The organism is Nostoc sp. DedQUE02 (assembly GCF_034531035.1).
Classification (GTDB): domain Bacteria; phylum Cyanobacteriota; class Cyanobacteriia; order Cyanobacteriales; family Nostocaceae; genus Nostoc.
Genome location: NZ_JAVRBY020000067.1, coordinates 1 through 17,592, shown reverse-complemented (window position 1 = coordinate 17,592; position 17,592 = coordinate 1). Strand labels below are relative to the sequence as shown.

Genomic DNA, 17,592 nt, shown 5'->3' with positions numbered 1-17,592 from the left:
CTTTTATCCAAAACTAATGACCAATGACTACTTTCGGATTCTATTTTCTCTTCGTAACCGGGGATTGACAAATTCATTTAACCCTTCACCAAGTAGTGATAACCCTACTACCATGAATGTCATTGCTAAACCAGGGAAAAGCGTAGTCCACCAAATGCCGATAGATAGTTCTGGTAAAGCCTGTTTTAAATCATGTCCCCATTCTGACACTTCTTCTGGAAGTCCTAGCCCCAAAAAACCCAAACCGCCCAATACTAAAATCGCATCGGCGGCGTTAAGTGTAAATAGGACGGGTACACTTTGAATCACGTTGAAGAATAGATATCGAGAAAGTACAACCCAAGTGGAAGCGCCCATAGCTTGAGCAGCTTCGATGAACACTTCAGTTTTCACACTCACGGTGTGGTTGCGAACAACGCGGTAATATTGGGGAACGTAAGCAATACTAATAGCGATCGCTGCATTCAATATCCCACGCCCCACCACAAACGCCAGTGTCACAGACAGCAGTAGCCCTGGTAAAGTGTAGATGCTATCCATAATAAACAGCAAGACTTTATCCAATTTACCGCCCAGATACCCACTCAGCATCCCTAAAGGCACACCGATAATCATACTCAGCGCCGTTGCCAAAATCACCACTTGCAAAGCAGCTTGAGCGCCGAACAAAGTCCGTGAGAATACATCATAGCCCAGGCCACTAGTTCCAAACCAATGTTGTGCTGATGGTGGGTTCTGAGGTTGGTTAGAGAGAAATTCCTTTGGGTTTTGCAGCCATCCCCAAGCCTGAAGTACAGGAGCGAAGAATGCCAGGAAGATGAAAAATAGGGTAATGGCTAACCCAACGAGCATGAGTTTTTGGGAAAGATTGAGACTGTTGCCAAACTGTAAAAATGTCGGTAGTCGGCGTTTTGTAATGGCCATAAAGCGATCGCCTAGAGCAAAGCTTGATACGCTGACTATTTTACATATTGGGGAGTGGGAATTGGTGATTGGGTATTAGCAGTTAAAAGAATTATTTCCCAGTCCCCAGTCCCCAATCCCTAGTCCCCAGCGATGCACTGAGCTTGTCGAAGTGTCCCCAGTCCCTAAAGATTACTTTCAATCAACTGGCGGTATTCGCTCTTTTGCTTCACACCTTTGACTTCCTTCACCAGTTCCTTGTTTTTGAACAATTGAACCGTTGGCGTTCCTGTCACACCAGCATTTTCAGCTATATCTCGGTCTTTGTCGATGTCAATTTCCACAAAGTGAATTTTGCTGTCAAATTCATCCACCACTTTATTTAAAATTGGCTTCAGAGTATGACAAGGGCCACAACCAGGAGAGACGTATTTAACCAGGAGTAAGCGATCGCTTTCATGGAATAATTTCCGTAAAGCATAACCTCCCTCATGGCGCGTCGCATCCAGTTTAAATCCAGCTTCTTCCTCGGCTTCAGTCTTTTTGGCTGGCTGATATTCTAATTCATTATCTGCTGTTTCTGGTTGTTGATGGAATTCTTGAATCAAGCCAGTGGATGAGAGCCAACGTTCTGCCAACATCGCCGCCATACAGCCAGTACCCGCAGCCGTAATTGCTTGCCGAAATTCATGATCTTGGACATCGCCAGCAGCAAAAACGCCTTCTACACTGGTTTCTACAGAACCAGGCTTGGTGACAACGTAACCTACTTCATCCAGTTCTAATTGTCCTTTAAATAGAGAGGTGTTGGGAGTGTGACCAACGGCGTAGAATAAACCTTTAGCGTGCAGTTGGCTCTCTTCACCAGTTTTGGTATTGCGGACTTTTACCCCTTCCATGTGACCGTTACCGAAGATATCCACGGCTTCTGTGTTCCAATGCACTTGGATTTTCGGGTTGTTCAAAACGCGGTCTTGCATGGCTTTAGAAGCCCGCATTTTATCGGTGCGTACCAACATATTTACCTTAGAACCGTATTTGGTGAGGTAAATGGACTCTTCCGCCGCCGAGTCACCAGCACCAATCACAGCCAATTCTGCGCCGTGGAAAATTGGTGTTGCACCATCGCAAATTGCACAAGCGGAAATACCCCGACTCCAAAATTCATGTTCGTTGGGTAAACCCAAGCGTTTTGCTGTTGCACCCGTAGCAATGACGATGCTGTTGGTTTTTATTTCCCTTTCTTGCGATCGCACTGTAAATGGACGCTGGCTCAAATCAACTGAGATAACATCTTCAGTATATAGTTCAGCCCCCCAGCGCTCCGCCTGCGCCTTCATCTGATCCATCAGTTCCGGCCCGGTAATCCCTTGGGGAAACCCTGGAAAGTTCTCAACTTCTGTCGTTGTCATTAGTTGCCCACCAGGTAATCCCCCGGCTTGGAAACCTTCAAAGACAACGGGTTTCAGGTTAGCGCGTCCGGCATAGATAGCGGCTGTGTACCCTGCTGGCCCAGAACCGATAATTACTAAGTTTTCTACAGTTGGGTTAGTCATGCAAATATATGAACTCATAACGACTACGCTTAATATAGCATAACAAACTGTGATTGGCTACGCCAGATAGTAAGCGATCACAAGTTAGAAAAATCAGGAATACAGAGACAGCGCTCATCGGTTGCCGCTTGATATGTAAGGAGTATTTATGATAGCTATAAGAATATTTCCTGTCGTGTTATGTCTTTTACTATTACAGACTTAGAGCAGCTACAAACTGAGCATCCAGAATGGCAGATGGAGCTGGTAGAGGGGAAAATCGTAGTTATGGGGCCATCAGATTACGAGTCAGAGGAAATTGGCACTCGGTTGAGTACCTTCTTGAATATTTGGGTAATGTCGCGCAAGCTTGGGCGAGTGACTGGCTCTAGCGCAGGCTTCATATTACCTAGAATAGAAGAGGACGACTCGGAAAAAAGGAACCTACGTGCCCCTGACGTGTCGTTTGTCCGCGCTGACAGATTGAAAAAGACCAAGCGCGACTTTGTAGAATTAGTTCCAGACTTGATGGTTGAGATTAAATCTAAAAGCGACAGAATCAAACCACTTGAAGAGAAGATTCAGTTATTCTTGCAACTTGGGTCTATAGTCGGTATATTGATTGACCCTGACAACTTGACAGTAACGGTTTATCGAATAAATCAAGCTCCAGTGGTGATGCAGAATGGCGATATCCTCACACTATCAGACTTGCTGCCAGGTTGGGAACTGGCGATATCAGAACTGTGGCCACCTGAGTTTGAATAAAGTACTCTCACAAATGAAATTAAGAATCTAGCCCTTGGTGAACACCAGGGGCTTAGTTTATATCTTTGTCATTTGGAATGCAAGGATTCTGAATTGTATAACTGTATCTCCCCAAACTTTTTTTCTGGAGATGATAGGAAAGCGATCGCAGGTGGGTAAGTTACATCTAGAACACACAACCACTTCCTACCCCAGGGAAAACACTTATGAAAAGCGAATTAAAAGCCAAGTTTCTCCAACACATCCTCGACAAAAAGAAGGGAGATGAGGGTTTTACACTTATTGAATTACTAGTAGTAATTATCATCATCGGTATTTTGTCTGCGATCGCTCTGCCTTCTTTCTTGAACCAAGCTAACAAAGCCAAGCAGTCAGAAGCTAAAACTTATGTAGGTTCCATGAACCGCGCCCAACAAGCTTATTATTTAGAAAATACTTCATTTTCAACTTCAATTGGTACTTTAGGTCTTGGTATTGCAACACAAACCGTTAATTACAAATATGATGCTGTTGCAGGAGACGCTAGCACAATAAACAACCGAGGAATAGTATTAAATGGTACTGCGCCTCTCAAAGCCTATATTGGTGCTGTAGAGGTGACAACCCAACAAGCTACAAGTGAAGCTACTACCGTAGCTATTTTGTGTGAAGCTAAAAACGCTATGGTTAACAATGGTAAAAATGCAGACGATAGTGCTGCTGCGATTACCTACACGGCTGGAGCACCTGTTTGTCCCTCCACCGACTTTATCTCTTTGGCTAAGTAATCAACTAAGGACAAACAGTATATAAATTGTCTCTCAACTAAATCTTTTTCAAAGTGGGTAGATGCTTCTATCCACTTTATTTTCATTATGTAAGTCGTTTACAAGTCTATTCCTCATAAAATTTTCTCAGAGAATTACAATGATTACTGATATATATAATTGGCAAAACCAAGCTGAACAATACTTCATTCAAGAAAAATATTCGCAAGCAGCACAGTTATATGAACAAGCAATAGCAATAGAACCAAATGCTATTTCTTATTATTGGCATTTAGGGTTACTATTGCTATTACAAGGGCAAGAAGCAGAAGCTCAAATGACTTGGATGCTGCCAATAACAGAGGCAAATGAAGAACAGTTACCAATTTGGATAAATGAACTATTTCAATTTTTGCAAATAGAAGCTGAAAGACGCGAAACACTAGAAGAATATTCCATAGCCTGGTTGATTCGCCAACATCTACGGGAAATTAATCCTAGTTATATTAATAATTTGCTTCAAATACTTATACTATCTATCAAATTGGAAAATGTTCAAGAACTTGATAATTTGAATGAATGGGGATTACTTGAAAGCTTAAATGCAAAAGAAAATGTAGAGATTGATATCGAATTATTAATCAAAGTTTTAAAAAAATTATTAAATGATGTTCCCTTACACCCAGTTAATCTAGCTTTAATAAAAGCTAGTCTTCCTTATTTTTCTGAAACTCATCAATGCTTCTCTATACTGCTTCCTGCTGCTATTAAAATTGGTCATACTTTACGGCAACCTTTACTAGCAGCATCTCTGCTAGAATTGCATTTACAACTAGAGCCAGATAATGTAGAAATTTTGCGGCATCTAGCAACTTTTTATCAAGATGCTCGTAATTATTCTCAAGGAATAGAGACAGCTAGATTGTGTTATTCCTTATCAGAAGGCTTGGCTGATAAAATTTTTGCGCTCCATTTGGTGTTAAGGGGTCTGATGTCAGCAGGAGGATATTGGCAAGAGATATGTACAACTTGTCAAGAATTGGAAACTGTGTTTCAACAGTTCATTCAAGCTGAACGAATTCCTTTAGAAGAAGGAAGAATATTACGGTTGCTTACGCCATCTTTTGCGATACCTCACATTAAAGATGCTCCTGCTGACTTTCGAGCTATTCATAATAAAGTAGCTGATATTTTTAACTTTTATATTCAAGCTTTTGGCCAATTAGAAGGAAAAAATTATTGTCACAAAAATATCAAGAATCGAGATTTATCTTTCCCTAATAAAAAATTAAAAATCGGTTATATATCTTATGCTTTAAGGAATCATTCTGTTGGCTGGCTAGCTCGCTGGTTATTTCAGCATCACGATCGAGATAAATTTGATATTCATACATATTTTGTTAACTACACATTAGTAAATGACTATCTCCAAGACTGGTATCTAAGTCAGGCAGGAAAAGCTCGTCAATTAGGTATGAATGGTTTAGAGATTGCTGATCAGATATATCAAGATGAAATTGATATTTTAATTGATCTTGATAGCATCACTTTAGATATCACTAGTGAAATTATGGCACTAAAGCCAGCACCAATTCAAGTTACTTGGTTAGGGTGGGATGCATCAGGTATACCTGCAATTGATTACTTTCTCGCAGATCCTTATGTATTGCCAGATAATGCCCAAAATTACTATACAGAAAAAATCTGGCGATTACCTCAAACTTACATAGCAGTAGATGGTTTTGAAGTTGGTGTCCCAACTCTCCGCCGCGATGACTTGGATATTCCTATGGATGCCGTTGTATATCTCAGCGCCCAAAGAGGATATAAACGCCATCCAGAAACGACAAAATGGCAAATGCAAATTATCAAACAAGTACCTAACAGCTACTTTTTGATTAAAGGGCCTGCTGAGGAGGAAACGATTAAACGCTTCTTTTATCAAATTGCCGAAGAAGAAGGTGTAGATTGTTCTCGGTTACGATTTTTACCACAAGTTTATTTAGAGTCAGTTCATCGTGCTAATTTAGGCATTGCTGATATTGTATTAGATACATTTCCTTACAATGGAGCAACAACAACCTTAGAAACATTGTGGATGGGTATCCCTTTGGTAACACGAGTCGGCGAACAATTTGTGGCTCGTAATAGCTACACCATGATGATGAATGCGGGTATAACAGAAGGCATTGCCTGGACAGATGAAGAGTATGTAGAGTGGGGTGTGCGTTTAGGGAAAGATGAGGCTTTACGCCACCGAGTAGCTCTGAAGCTGAAAGCATCGCGGCAAACAGCCCCACTGTGGAATGGCAAGAAATTTACTCGTGAGATGGAGAAAGCTTACGAGCAAATGTGGGCAAACTATCTTGAAGGGAAATAATTAAAGGTTACTGCTTTGGATAAACTAAGAATTCTGATCATTACAAATTTATATCCGCCGCAAGTAATTGGGGGATATGAGCGAGCGATCGCTGACTATGCAAGATTGTTACATCATCGTGGTCACACTGTCTTAGTGATGACAAGTAATACAGAAGAATATACTACTACTTACACAAATAAAGAACCAGAGCCTGTGGTTCGCCGGGGCTTACATTTATGTGGAGAATGGACAAAACAAGGAACTCACTGGTTTTCTTTAGAAGAAGTTGCATCTAGGACTTTTCTGAATCGCCAAATCGTGGCTCAAGAGTTGCAAACCTTTCAACCAGATGTGTGTCTAGCAGGTAACATTGATTTCTTAGGACTGGAACTTCTGGAAAAAATGCTGGCAGATGGCATCCCAATTGCCCATTACGTTATGAATGCTACTCCAGGATATATTTCCGAGTTAACCCCCAAGAGTCATCTATATCAATACATTACCTGTAGTAATTGGATTCGAGATAGCTTAAAACAATATGGCTATCCAGTTAATACTACTCAGACTATTTATCCAGGTGCAGCTGTAGAAGAATTTTATCAAACCGAACTACCGCCGCGCGATCACCTACGCATTGCCTACGCGAGTTTGGTAATGCCATACAAAGGAGCCGATATATTAATTGAGGCTCTTTCCTTGCTTAATGTTGGTGGTATGAAATTTTCGGCTACCATAGCTGGAGGGACTCTCATACCAGAATTTAACCAAGCTCTCCAAGAATTTGTTGAATCAGAAGGTATGCAAGACAAGGTTAAGTTTCCTGGCGTACTGTCACGCCAAGAACTAAAGGAACTTTACCAGACACATAACGTTTTGGTATTTCCTTCTCGGTTTCAAGAGCCTTTTGGTATCAGCCAAGTTGAAGCAATGGCAGCAGGATTAACATTAGTTACTAGCGGTACAGGTGGAGCCGGAGAGATAGTAGAACATGGCAAAGATGGGTTAGTGTTCGAGTCTGAAAATCCTTTAGATTTAGCTGATGTTTTGTGTTCCTTACCAGTTAGTCCAACTGAGTGGGAAAGAATTACTCATGCCGGACAACAACGGGCCATGTCTGATTTGAGCCAACTCCATACAATTGAACAATTAGAATCTGTTTTATTCAAACTTGTTTCAAGAAAAATGTAAATCTTAAAAGACAAGTAAGCTTCTATATTTAACAGTGTTGTATCTAGTGCAAAACGGCGGAAATAAGCAAACCATTAAAAGCTCGAACATTTAATTTTTTATCACAAGGCTTAAAAATGGTGTGTGTATTTACGCCGCACGTTAGTAGCTATATTTCATTTATAAACAATTACTTAAGGAAAAGTCACAATTTGAGTAGTGTTAGTCTTCACTTCATATTTGTAACCCAGCCAATCTAGTATACTAGCAATGCGATTAGAAAGCGTATGCTGTTCATAGCATAACTGATGACCTTTTGCAGCAATATTTTGCGCTATTTCCGGATTTTCCACAAGATATTTAATCTTATTAATTAAATCATCGGAATTTTCCGGATCATAATAAACAACATTTTCCCAGTCTTGGAAGAATTGGTTAGATATTTCACCAATAACTTTATTTTGCAGCAATACCCCACCACAAGCCATAATTTCAAACGGGCGGTGTGTGAGAGTAGCAGACATTGATGGTAGATTCAAATTGAGTGTATAGGCATTCAATTCATTACTATACTTTTGTACTGCCTCAAAAGGATTTGTCATCAAGCCAAAGTTAAATTGGAATAAATCAACTTCCTGACATTGACTTAATGCCTGTATCATATTGCGGCGCTCACTATAGGTTTTTTCAGTAAAATAATGGGCTATGTTACCTCTGAAAATGGCGCGGTTATATCGTTGATTAAACGGGACTTTTACTCTTAAATATTCCGGATCAATTCCATTTGGAAAAAACGTAATTGGTAACGATAAATTTTTATTAATCTTCAAAAATTCAACATCAGGTTCATGATTACAAAGCAAGGCATCCACACATGGTATGGTATTATTCATTGCATCAGATATCTGTTGCTGCCATTGAATACTATTTTGTACAACATCTGAAGAATAGCACTCCTGAACAATACCTAATTTTTTAATCGGAGATTGATGCCATTGCTCCCGCCACTTAGCAGTATTATGTAAAGATTGAGAATGCCAATCAAAACTTAACATCAATACAATATCTGCTTGAGGGTTTTTTAAGTAATCAAACAAACCATCATCATATTTAGGTTCAGTTGCATTCCAATCTGCTATTGGTCTAAAAAATCTATTAAGTAGACCCTCTTTTTGTAAAACATTGATCCAACCATAAGAACAAGACCAAGCATGAAATCCAGATGCTTGTAATACTATGTCTATGCGCGGTTTACTACCAAGAGAACTAGCGATATTAAATCCTTTATCTACGTTCGCCTTTGAACTAGTAGTTATTGTATTGAAGTCAACAGTTTTCAGATCATTTAAAGCTTCAATATGAGATACATGAAGATTTTCTGCTTTCGCTTGTAAAATAGCCTGTTTATTTTCTTTACTCAATAAAATTCTAGAGTAAAGTTGTGGCAGTAGATAATCCCACTCTTTTTGGCTAAGATTACTTAGCAGAGTAATTTCTGGTTCCTCATCAATATCTAAATCTTTTTCCTGAACGATATCAAAGACAATATCTGATATTATAAAATTAGCATTTTCTTCAGAAATACCACTGGTATCCAAAAATAGCGTTATTTTCCCATTTTCTGAGTGAGTAATAATGCTTTTTATAACAGAGACTAAATCTTCATAGAGTAATTCTTCTGGTTGTTGCCAATCTGGAAAAGCAATTAAGTTGAATTCTCTTAAACTAAATTCAATGTTTTTATCTAGTTCTTCAACAACAGTTGATTGAATTATCTTATCCGGCTTAGATTTTTCAATATAGTTAGTTGAATTTATTAATAAACCACTCACATTGTAACTTTGCAGATACTGTGGTAAATGCCACTCAACTTGTGGATCAGGCTCGTGCATAACTGGTTCAACATTGCCCCGCCAAGCTACAGCCATAATTTGCATGGTTTGATAAACCATGACATTCCAACCTCGTTGTCTTAAATAATGTAAGCCGTGAGCAACATCTGGAGAAGATAAATCGTGAAAGAGAATTAAAGCATCATCTTCTGCAAACTTTTCACATTCCATCGCGTCATATAAAGGCGCAGGTGCATCATGATTTCCATCAATAAAAATCAGTGACCATTTTCTTTGTAGTTTCTCTGCTAACTCATCAACTTTCTGGGGACTGTAACCAGCTATTAAATTAACTGAGCTAAGAACACCAGCTGTCTCTAGTGAACTACTAACGCTTTGATAAAAATCTTGCCTATCTAGTAAAGGATCTACAACATCTAGTTCAACTCCTGCTAGAGCTAGATGACAAGCTGACCAACCCAGCCAACAACCAATTTCTAAAGCTTTTTTACCTACAAACTTTAAAGCCGTATTGTAAAGAATATGTGCCTCATCTCGATTGAGAAAACCTGTAGTTGGTTCTCGCCAATCTACATACCAGTTATGTGGAATTTCTCTGCGTAAATATGGCCAAGAACAATTATCAGTATTGCCAACAATCATATTGGGGAAACATGCATCAGGACAAATAATTTCAAAATCAGGTGAAACATAATCCCATTTGGAAATTAAATTACGTTCAATTACCTTGTTGGTTTCTGCAATCATCCGTTCATCTTTAAACGCATTTTCTGCACGAGTTTTACATCCCTGACCTATAGACTTACGCAATTCTGAGTTTGTAGACCAGGCTTTAATTGTTGTTACTAACTCCTTAACAGTAGCTTCTGGGTTAATTTTTGGATCGGGCAGCAACTTCCCAGTATCATACAACTCCTCTGGAATACCGCTAACTGCTGTTGCAATTACAGGTAATCCCTTAGCCATTGCCTCCATTATTGCCAAGGGCATGCCTTCAGACAAGGAAGGCAAAATAAAAATATCACTGGCATCTAACCAGTCTGGTATATCCCAACGCTGTCCTAGAATTTTAACTTTATCTGCGACTTCTAATTGATTAACTGCTTCTCTAAGTTCATTTTCAAACTTACCGCCTCCAGCCCAGACAAAATAAAGTAAATCCCAAATATCTGTGTTTTTTAATTCTTCAATAGCTGCTAATTGATATTGATAACCTTTAACAGGTTCCAAACGAGCAGATGTAAAACACAGCACTGCATTTGAGGGAATACCTAATTCTTGGCGTAGTCTATTACGAACTGATTGCAGAGGAGGATCAAAATATTTTGCGGGTCGCCCGTAATAAATAACTTGTCCCTTATTTTTAGGTAATCCAAACAGTTCATATAACAAATTTAAGTTTTCGTATGAAACTGCAACAACTGCCTTTGCTTGCTGATAAACTCGTAACATTTGAGATAAAAATTCTGAGGGCAGTCCACCTGGATAGGGGGCAACAAAACCAACGACAATTATGTATGGTATGCCCATCTGAATAGCAACTATCTTAACGCCAGAATTAGCTAGTGGCCATGTGTCACTAAAAATTATCAGATCGGGTTTAGCTGTTTCAAAAAATTTTTGTGCATGAGAACCATCTTTTATTGTGCGTTCCGATTCTTTTGTTGTATCAAAATCTAGGAATAGATGCTCTATTTCTATCTCTTTTTGAGCATTCAATAAAGGATTATCAGTATTACTTTGTACATGTGTTAGTCGATAATCTAACGCTGCTAATCCGCACAAAAGTGTATGGTTATATTGTGCAACTCCGCCTAATCCTGGATCATCACTATAAAGTAAAATATGTTTATTCATATATGCTCATTTTTCATTGCAATTGTTTCTAATTTAAATCAGTGTTAACTATATTTTTTTGGTTTGTCAATGCTAATTACAGTTAAATATTTTAACAATATCAATTTATTTGGCTGGTTTGTATTTTACTAATACTCTCTACATCCCAGACCGGAATATTTTGGGCTTGTGCTTGTATAATAGCCTCTTTATTTTCAATGTTTAATGAAATTCTGGCAGAAATGCAAGGTAATAAAGCTGTCCATTCTTTTTGATTCATGTTACCAACAAAGGAAATGCTTAAATCTTCTGATATATCTATATTCTCTTCTAAAGAAATACTAAATAATATATCAGATAATATAGATTCAGCATCTTCAATACCTACATTGCTAATATCAATAATAAGAGTTAATTGGCTTATATCGTGGTGACTAATAAGTTTAATAATAGTAATTTTTAAATTTTCATATAAAAAGTTGTTTGTTTGTTTCCAATCTGGAAAAATAATTAAATTTATGTTTCTGAGACTCAGTGTTTTACATAAAGTCTCTGAGATAGAATATTTTTCATATTCTTTTTGTTTTAACACGTAATTTAGTCCATTAGAATAGTAATTTATAGATTGATCTATAGTTGCGTGATATTTGACATCAAGATATTCCCTAATATTAGAAAACATTTTAATTATTGCTGGTAAACGCTGCTCATCACTCTTACTAGTCCATACTCCCTGGGTATGAAGCCTATATGCCGACATAACTTCATTAATATATCCAATATTTCCATACTGTGCATTGAGAATGTGAATTACCCAATCTCCCATACTTAATTCATAGAACCACTGTGGAAAATTCTTTATTAAACCATTTCTATACATTACAGAAGCAGTAGGAATAAAATTTTCTATTAGTAAATCTTCAATACTAGATGTTTCTTTTTGTTTATGTCGAAATAGACCTGGTGGTTGACGATTATCTTCCCAAAATATAATAGCATTATGAAAACATATTGCATATTCAGGACGTTTATCTAAAAAATCTACTTGTTTCTGTAGTTTATCAGGATAAATCCAATAGTCGTCAGCTTCTAAAATGGCAATATACTGACCTGTACAAGCATTAAAGGTATTTACTAGATTTTGATTCATACCTAAATTATTATTAGGTAATAACAGCCGAATCTTATCTGGATATCTTTTTTGATAATCAATAGCAATTTGACGCGTAGTGTCTGTAGAACAGTCTTCTCCTATAACAAGTTCATATTCAAAATTAACTTGTTGTATTAGAACACTTTCTATTGCTTTGGCAATAAATTTATCGTGATTATAGGTAATCATCAAAACACTAACTTTCATTGTTTTGTCTGAAAATTTATTTCAAGTTACAGTAATTGCAGTTTTTTCTTGAGATCATTTTATTTCTAGCAAAATGCTACAAATCTTTTCTATCTCGTCAGGTGCTAATTCACCATATAAAGGTAGTGATAAAACTTGTTGAGCAACAATATTTGCTACTGGTAAATTGGTAATACTTGCTGAAGGAAGTTGTTTATAGCAGGAATAATCACTGCACAAAGGAGAAAAATATTTTCTAGTAAAAATATTATATTCTTTTAGCTTTTGGTATACATAATTTCGTGAACGACCAAATATGTTTTCCTCAATTCTAATTACAAAATATTGATAGCTTTTGGTAAAATTGTTATCTTCTTGCAATAGCTTAATTCCAGGAACATCTTTTAGACATTCTTTATAAGTATCAACAAGAACTTTTCTTTTATTTTTCTCATCTTCTATATAATCTAGTACAATTAAACCAATAGCTGCCTGAATTTCATTCATTTTGCCATTGATTCCAGGCATAACTACTTCTTCTTCATTTTTAATACCAAAGTTTTTTAAGAAATCAATTCTGGTTTTGAGATTTGACTCTTTGAAGATTAAAGCGCCACCTTCAACAGTATGAAAAAGTTTCGTTGCATGGAAACTCATCATTGATATGTCGCCGAAGCTGCCAATCCCTGCACCATCAATTTCAACACCAAATGCATGTGCAGCATCGTAAATTACCTTTAAGCCATATTTATCAGCTATTTCTTGAATCTTGACAACATCACATGGAGTTCCGTACACATGCACACCCAAAATGGCAGAAGTTTGGGGTGTGATCATTGATTCAATTTTATCGGCATCAATATTCATCGTGACCGGATCGATATCACAAAATATCGGTTTGATATTGTTCCAGGTCAATACATGAGGAGTTGCCGGAAAAGTAAAAGGAGTAGTAATAACTTCACCAGTTAGGCGTAAACTTTGGCAAGCAATTATAAGAGCTATTGTTCCATTATTAAACAAGGACAAGTATGGAACTTTAAGTATATTTTTTAATTGGTTTTCAAGTGAACAATGCTGTGGACCATTATTGGTTAACCATTTGCTATCCCATATCTCTCCTAACTTTTCAGTAATTTTGTCTAAGCTTGGTAAAATTGGCCGCGTTACATAAATTGGTTGATCAAATGGTTTATTTTGAATAGTTAGGATTTGCATTATTATCTAAATTCTCCTGTAAAAATTTTTCGTAGTTATTGAGAACAGCTACTTGTTCTCTCTCTCCTATTTTGCGATTACCAACATATATTCCCCAAGGATCTAGGTTTTTTGTGACAACTGAGCCTGCTCCAACTGTAGCCCCTTCGCCAACAGTAACGCCTGGTAAAATGACGCTATTTGCACCGATTACACAAAATTTTCCTATGTGTATAGGTGCTCTTTTTGTGTTTCTATATTTTTCATCAATTGTTGAATTTCCAAATCCCCAATGTTTAAAATCATCAGAACCAGTTAAAATTCTTACTCCAGAAGAAAGAGCAGAAAAATCTTCCATTGAAAAATGCTCGCCTCCTGTAATCGAAGTGAAGGATGCAATATGCACGTTGTTACCTATCTTAACTAGTTTTTTGGCATATATAAAAACAAAATCATCAATTATAATATTTTTACCAAACTCTATGTTTTCTATACCTACTATCTTTGTATACTCGAAGGTATTGACACTTGGTATCTCATATTTATCAAAAGACCTTTGCATATTTTTTACCATCACATCTTGAATCATTTATATTCAAGTCACATACAAATTCAATAAATAATCTTTTTGATTAGTTAACTCTTCCCTTGATAATCAAAGAAACAAGCTTGTTTATTTACTTAATGCGATCGCTATTTCCCTCTTGCTTCTTTATCTGCTCTAATACAACTTTGTAATCTTGCCGATCAGGGTGCAACTTCACCAACTTCTCCAAAAGTTTCATCGCACCTTTCGTATCCTTCAATTGCAACCGCACCACAGACAGTTTCTCCAAGGCAAGTTGATTTTCTGGTTCCCGTTGTAAAACCAACTCGTAGCCTTGCGCCTGTTGCTGTAATCCTGACTCAGGTGAAGCAGACGCAGTTGCTGGCTTAGGTTGAGTAGCCTGTTGAATTGCCGGAACAATAGCAAATATTGTAGAACCAAAAAACGAGAACATTGACACTATCGTGACAATCTTTTGTCGTCGCTGAATCTGCTTTTTGCGGGTAATTAGGTATTCTTCATCAGAACTAGCCATGCCTCACATACTTGCTGTGGTAAATACTTAGGTATTAGCAAGCCTCCCGTTCTGAGGATACCCATCTGCTCAACAGAAACTAACATCTTCGCTAAAAATTTTTTACACAAACTTCAAATGCTGACTCTCAAAACGAGGCAACTTTATGCTAAACCCATACTGCACCAACATTTTGCCATGCGATCGCTATGCCTCTAATCCTCGATTCAGTAGACGAAGATGAGCTAGACAGCATAACTGTAACCATCAACCTTGTGAATTAATTTGCAGTACTTCTACCTTACAAGGCTAACCTTAGCCCAAAGCAAAACCCTCTCCTCTACCTAAACAGGGCAACCCTTTAGGTCTTATTCTCTGAGGAAAATATTAAAATTATATAAAGATTTGCGATGATTATGTCTAATGTCAGATGTTTGCGATATTCTAAATAACGTTTAAATAAACAAAAATAGTAGATATTTCTACTCAATTGCAAATTTCCCTCTCAGTCAAAAATTTTCAACCTAGCCCGTGTCTTATGGGTTCTTCAACAAGCACACATATTTTTTGTGATTCAAACAAATAGAATTTTCCCAGTCTTCCTGAGTGCAACTACTTTATGCAACTTCCCAAACGACTAATTTATTCTGCTCGGCGTCCATAATAGATATCTTACTAAAGGTAGTGTTGCACTCTTGTGTAGAAAGGATAAAGGTTAAGAGGAAAAAGAAAACAGGTAAAGGTTAAAGGGAAAAAGGGGAAACGGAAGCATCGCTGAACCCTTCCGCCTTAACATTTGCCTCACTTCTGCAAAAAGTTTAAGGACTGCTTGGTGAAATTAGAGTTTTGTGGTGGTAATTACCGTACAAAAACGAATTTACCAGTAATTTAGTAGAGTTTGTTATGGTATAGTTAAAAAGTTAAGACTAGCTTTACCAAAATTACACCACTCTACGACCCGGCAACAATTGCAGAATGGGAAGCAGTTTTAATTAAGTATTTACCAACAAAATCTGAATTCAATCGAGGTTATGACTCAGCAAGTGATTCACCCAATGGTGAAATTGCAGCGCAACGTGCAATCACTCATAGAATCGAATATTATCAAGCCAAGCGATAGCATCTGGAAAATCGCTTTGCTCTATGGTAATGAATGGCAACACTGGAAACAGGAATTGCTAGACTTTGGCTTTAGTATGCAAGACCCAGTTAGTGAATTGCTAGCTGTAGAAACTTGGGATGAGGAATAGGGAATAGGGAATAGGGAATAGGGAATAGGGAATAGGGAATAGGGAATAGGGGATGGGAATTTTTAATATTTATCAATCCCTAGACGCGATTAATCGCGTCTCTAGCCGCTCCCGACTCTCTAAACTTTGCAACCAGCTAAAGCCGCAGCTAATTCATTTGCATTTTGATAGCGATCGCGTGGCAATGGTTCTGTAACGCGATCAATCACCTCTCTTAATTGCGAGCTAATGGTGGGAACTTTTGCCACATCAAACCTGAAATTTCGCCCTCGTTGGCGGTAATACTTGAAAGGGTTTTCGCCTGTGAGCAGAAAAATCAGCGTTGGCCCAATTGCATACAAATCAGATTGAGTCAAAGGTTGTCCTCGTTCTTGTTCAGGAGCGCAGTAACCTTCTGCACCAATTCGAGTACCGGGCGCTGTGCCAATTTCCTTAACTGCGCCAAAATCTAGCACCACTATGCGATTTACTGAACTTCGCACCATTAAATTGGCGGGTTTAATATCGCGATGAATCAGTGGAGGCTCTTGGCTATGAAGATAATCTAAAATATCACAGGTTTGGATCATCCAGGCGATCGCTTGGTTTGGTGTCACTGGGCCAGTGGTGTAAACACGTTTTTCCAAATCTTGTCCGTGGATTAGTTCCATTGCCAAATATTTTTTTCCGCCTTCTACAAAGAAGTCGTAATATTTAGGAATTCCCGGATGGTTAAGAGATTTGAGAGTATACGCCTCCCGCTCAAATAACTCTTGAGCTTTGGCAATTCTTACCATATCAGCATTCATTTGCTTCAACACTAGCAGTTGTGGCATACCCGCAATTTGGCCAGTCGCATCCCAAGCGAGATAGGTAGTACCCATCCCTCCTTGTCCGAGAGTTCGCAACACCTGATAATGGCGAATTTTCTGTTGCACTGAGAGAGGTTGACCGCAGTGGATACAGAATAAATTATTCGGTGAGTTACCTTCGTGCGTGCAAGTGTAGGATAAATTTACTGGATTTTTTGCTGAGTAAAGTGTCTCGGCAAAGTTTTCTTCTGTCCCTTGCATTTGTTGCGATCGCACACCAGTTTCCAATACTGTTACATCCTGAATTTGGAATTGCAGTATTGGGCCTCCCTGTGCTAGTTGCAAAAGAGAATTATCTGGTAACGGACTCTGAATCACAAGGATACCGTTGAGAAAAGTCCCATTTGTACCCTGACTAATCAGTTGCCAAGTACCGCCATTGCTAGCAGAACCGACTTGTCTAAGTTCTAGATGATGCCGCGAAACTAAACTATCAGTTAAAACAACGTGATTATCTGCCGCTCGACCAATTCGAATTATGGAGGAGTTCTCAAAGCACCACTGCTGGAGGGGCGTTTTCTGTTGCGGTTCTAACAGGGTCAGACTAACCACAATACAACCTACAAGGTAAATGGATTAGGGAATGGAGAATGGGGAATGGGGAATGGGAAAAGGGGAATGGGGAATGGGGAAAAAACCTTATATACTATTGAGCCTTCCAATCCTTTTCCCCTTACCCTTTTCCCTTTAACCGAGCAGTATTGCTCCCCTGCTTCTTCCCCAT

General features: G+C 38.2%; 13 protein-coding genes. 5 read left to right on the top strand and 8 right to left on the bottom strand.

What is annotated here, in order from left to right; translation table 11 throughout:
* Positions 1-27 precede the first annotated feature (27 nt).
* Together RMX98_RS30620 and trxB are read right to left on the bottom strand one after the other, a co-directional pair.
* Positions 28-924, bottom strand: coding sequence for an ABC transporter permease (locus tag RMX98_RS30620; RefSeq protein ID WP_322680183.1), 897 nt, complete (start codon positions 922-924; stop codon positions 28-30).
* A 164-nt stretch (positions 925-1,088) separates the two neighbouring features.
* On the bottom strand, positions 1,089-2,459 hold the full coding sequence (gene trxB, locus RMX98_RS30615) for a thioredoxin-disulfide reductase (protein ID WP_322680184.1): 1,371 nt from the start codon (positions 2,457-2,459) through the stop codon (positions 1,089-1,091).
* Between the two features lie 180 nt (positions 2,460-2,639).
* On the opposite strand from trxB, the gene RMX98_RS30610 reads away from it, so the two are divergent.
* From RMX98_RS30610 to RMX98_RS30595, 4 genes are all read left to right on the top strand, one after another.
* Positions 2,640-3,206: a Uma2 family endonuclease gene (locus tag RMX98_RS30610; RefSeq protein ID WP_322680185.1), complete on the top strand. Its 567-nt coding sequence runs from the start codon at positions 2,640-2,642 to the stop codon at positions 3,204-3,206.
* A gap of 206 nt (positions 3,207-3,412) precedes the next feature.
* Entirely contained in the window at positions 3,413-3,973 is a 561-nt protein-coding gene (locus RMX98_RS30605; RefSeq protein ID WP_322680186.1) for a type IV pilin-like G/H family protein, read from the top strand.
* Positions 3,974-4,112: 139 nt separating this feature from the next.
* Positions 4,113-6,332 (top strand): tetratricopeptide repeat protein, encoded by a 2,220-nt coding sequence (locus RMX98_RS30600; protein WP_322680187.1) that lies wholly within the window; start codon positions 4,113-4,115, stop codon positions 6,330-6,332.
* A gap of 15 nt (positions 6,333-6,347) precedes the next feature.
* Positions 6,348-7,502, top strand: a complete 1,155-nt coding sequence (locus RMX98_RS30595; RefSeq protein ID WP_322680188.1) for a glycosyltransferase family 4 protein — start codon at positions 6,348-6,350, stop codon at positions 7,500-7,502.
* Between the two features lie 173 nt (positions 7,503-7,675).
* Here the strand turns inward: RMX98_RS30595 and RMX98_RS30590 are convergent, their stop codons facing one another.
* The 5 genes from RMX98_RS30590 to RMX98_RS30570 form a co-directional block, all read right to left on the bottom strand.
* Complete coding sequence (locus RMX98_RS30590) at positions 7,676-11,191, bottom strand: glycosyltransferase (protein WP_322680189.1); 3,516 nt, start codon at positions 11,189-11,191, stop codon at positions 7,676-7,678.
* A 100-nt stretch (positions 11,192-11,291) separates the two neighbouring features.
* Positions 11,292-12,530: a glycosyltransferase gene (locus RMX98_RS30585; protein WP_322680190.1), complete on the bottom strand. Its 1,239-nt coding sequence runs from the start codon at positions 12,528-12,530 to the stop codon at positions 11,292-11,294.
* A gap of 54 nt (positions 12,531-12,584) precedes the next feature.
* On the bottom strand, positions 12,585-13,727 hold the full coding sequence (locus tag RMX98_RS30580; protein ID WP_322680191.1) for a DegT/DnrJ/EryC1/StrS family aminotransferase: 1,143 nt from the start codon (positions 13,725-13,727) through the stop codon (positions 12,585-12,587).
* Positions 13,702-14,295, bottom strand: coding sequence for an acyltransferase (locus RMX98_RS30575; RefSeq protein WP_322680192.1), 594 nt, complete (start codon positions 14,293-14,295; stop codon positions 13,702-13,704). Before RMX98_RS30575 ends, RMX98_RS30580 begins: the two co-directional genes overlap by 26 nt.
* Positions 14,296-14,383: 88 nt before the next feature.
* Positions 14,384-14,788 (bottom strand): tetratricopeptide repeat protein, encoded by a 405-nt coding sequence (locus RMX98_RS30570; protein WP_322680193.1) that lies wholly within the window; start codon positions 14,786-14,788, stop codon positions 14,384-14,386.
* A gap of 1,010 nt (positions 14,789-15,798) precedes the next feature.
* Here RMX98_RS30570 and RMX98_RS30565 point away from each other — a divergent pair.
* Complete coding sequence (locus RMX98_RS30565; protein WP_012407469.1) at positions 15,799-16,017, top strand: DUF4327 family protein; 219 nt, start codon at positions 15,799-15,801, stop codon at positions 16,015-16,017.
* A gap of 119 nt (positions 16,018-16,136) precedes the next feature.
* On the opposite strand, the gene RMX98_RS30560 is transcribed toward RMX98_RS30565, so the two are convergent.
* Positions 16,137-17,420 carry a protein kinase domain-containing protein gene (locus RMX98_RS30560; protein WP_322680194.1) on the bottom strand — a complete coding sequence of 428 codons (1,284 nt, stop codon included), beginning with the start codon at positions 17,418-17,420 and terminating at the stop codon, positions 16,137-16,139.
* Positions 17,421-17,592 lie beyond the last annotated feature (172 nt).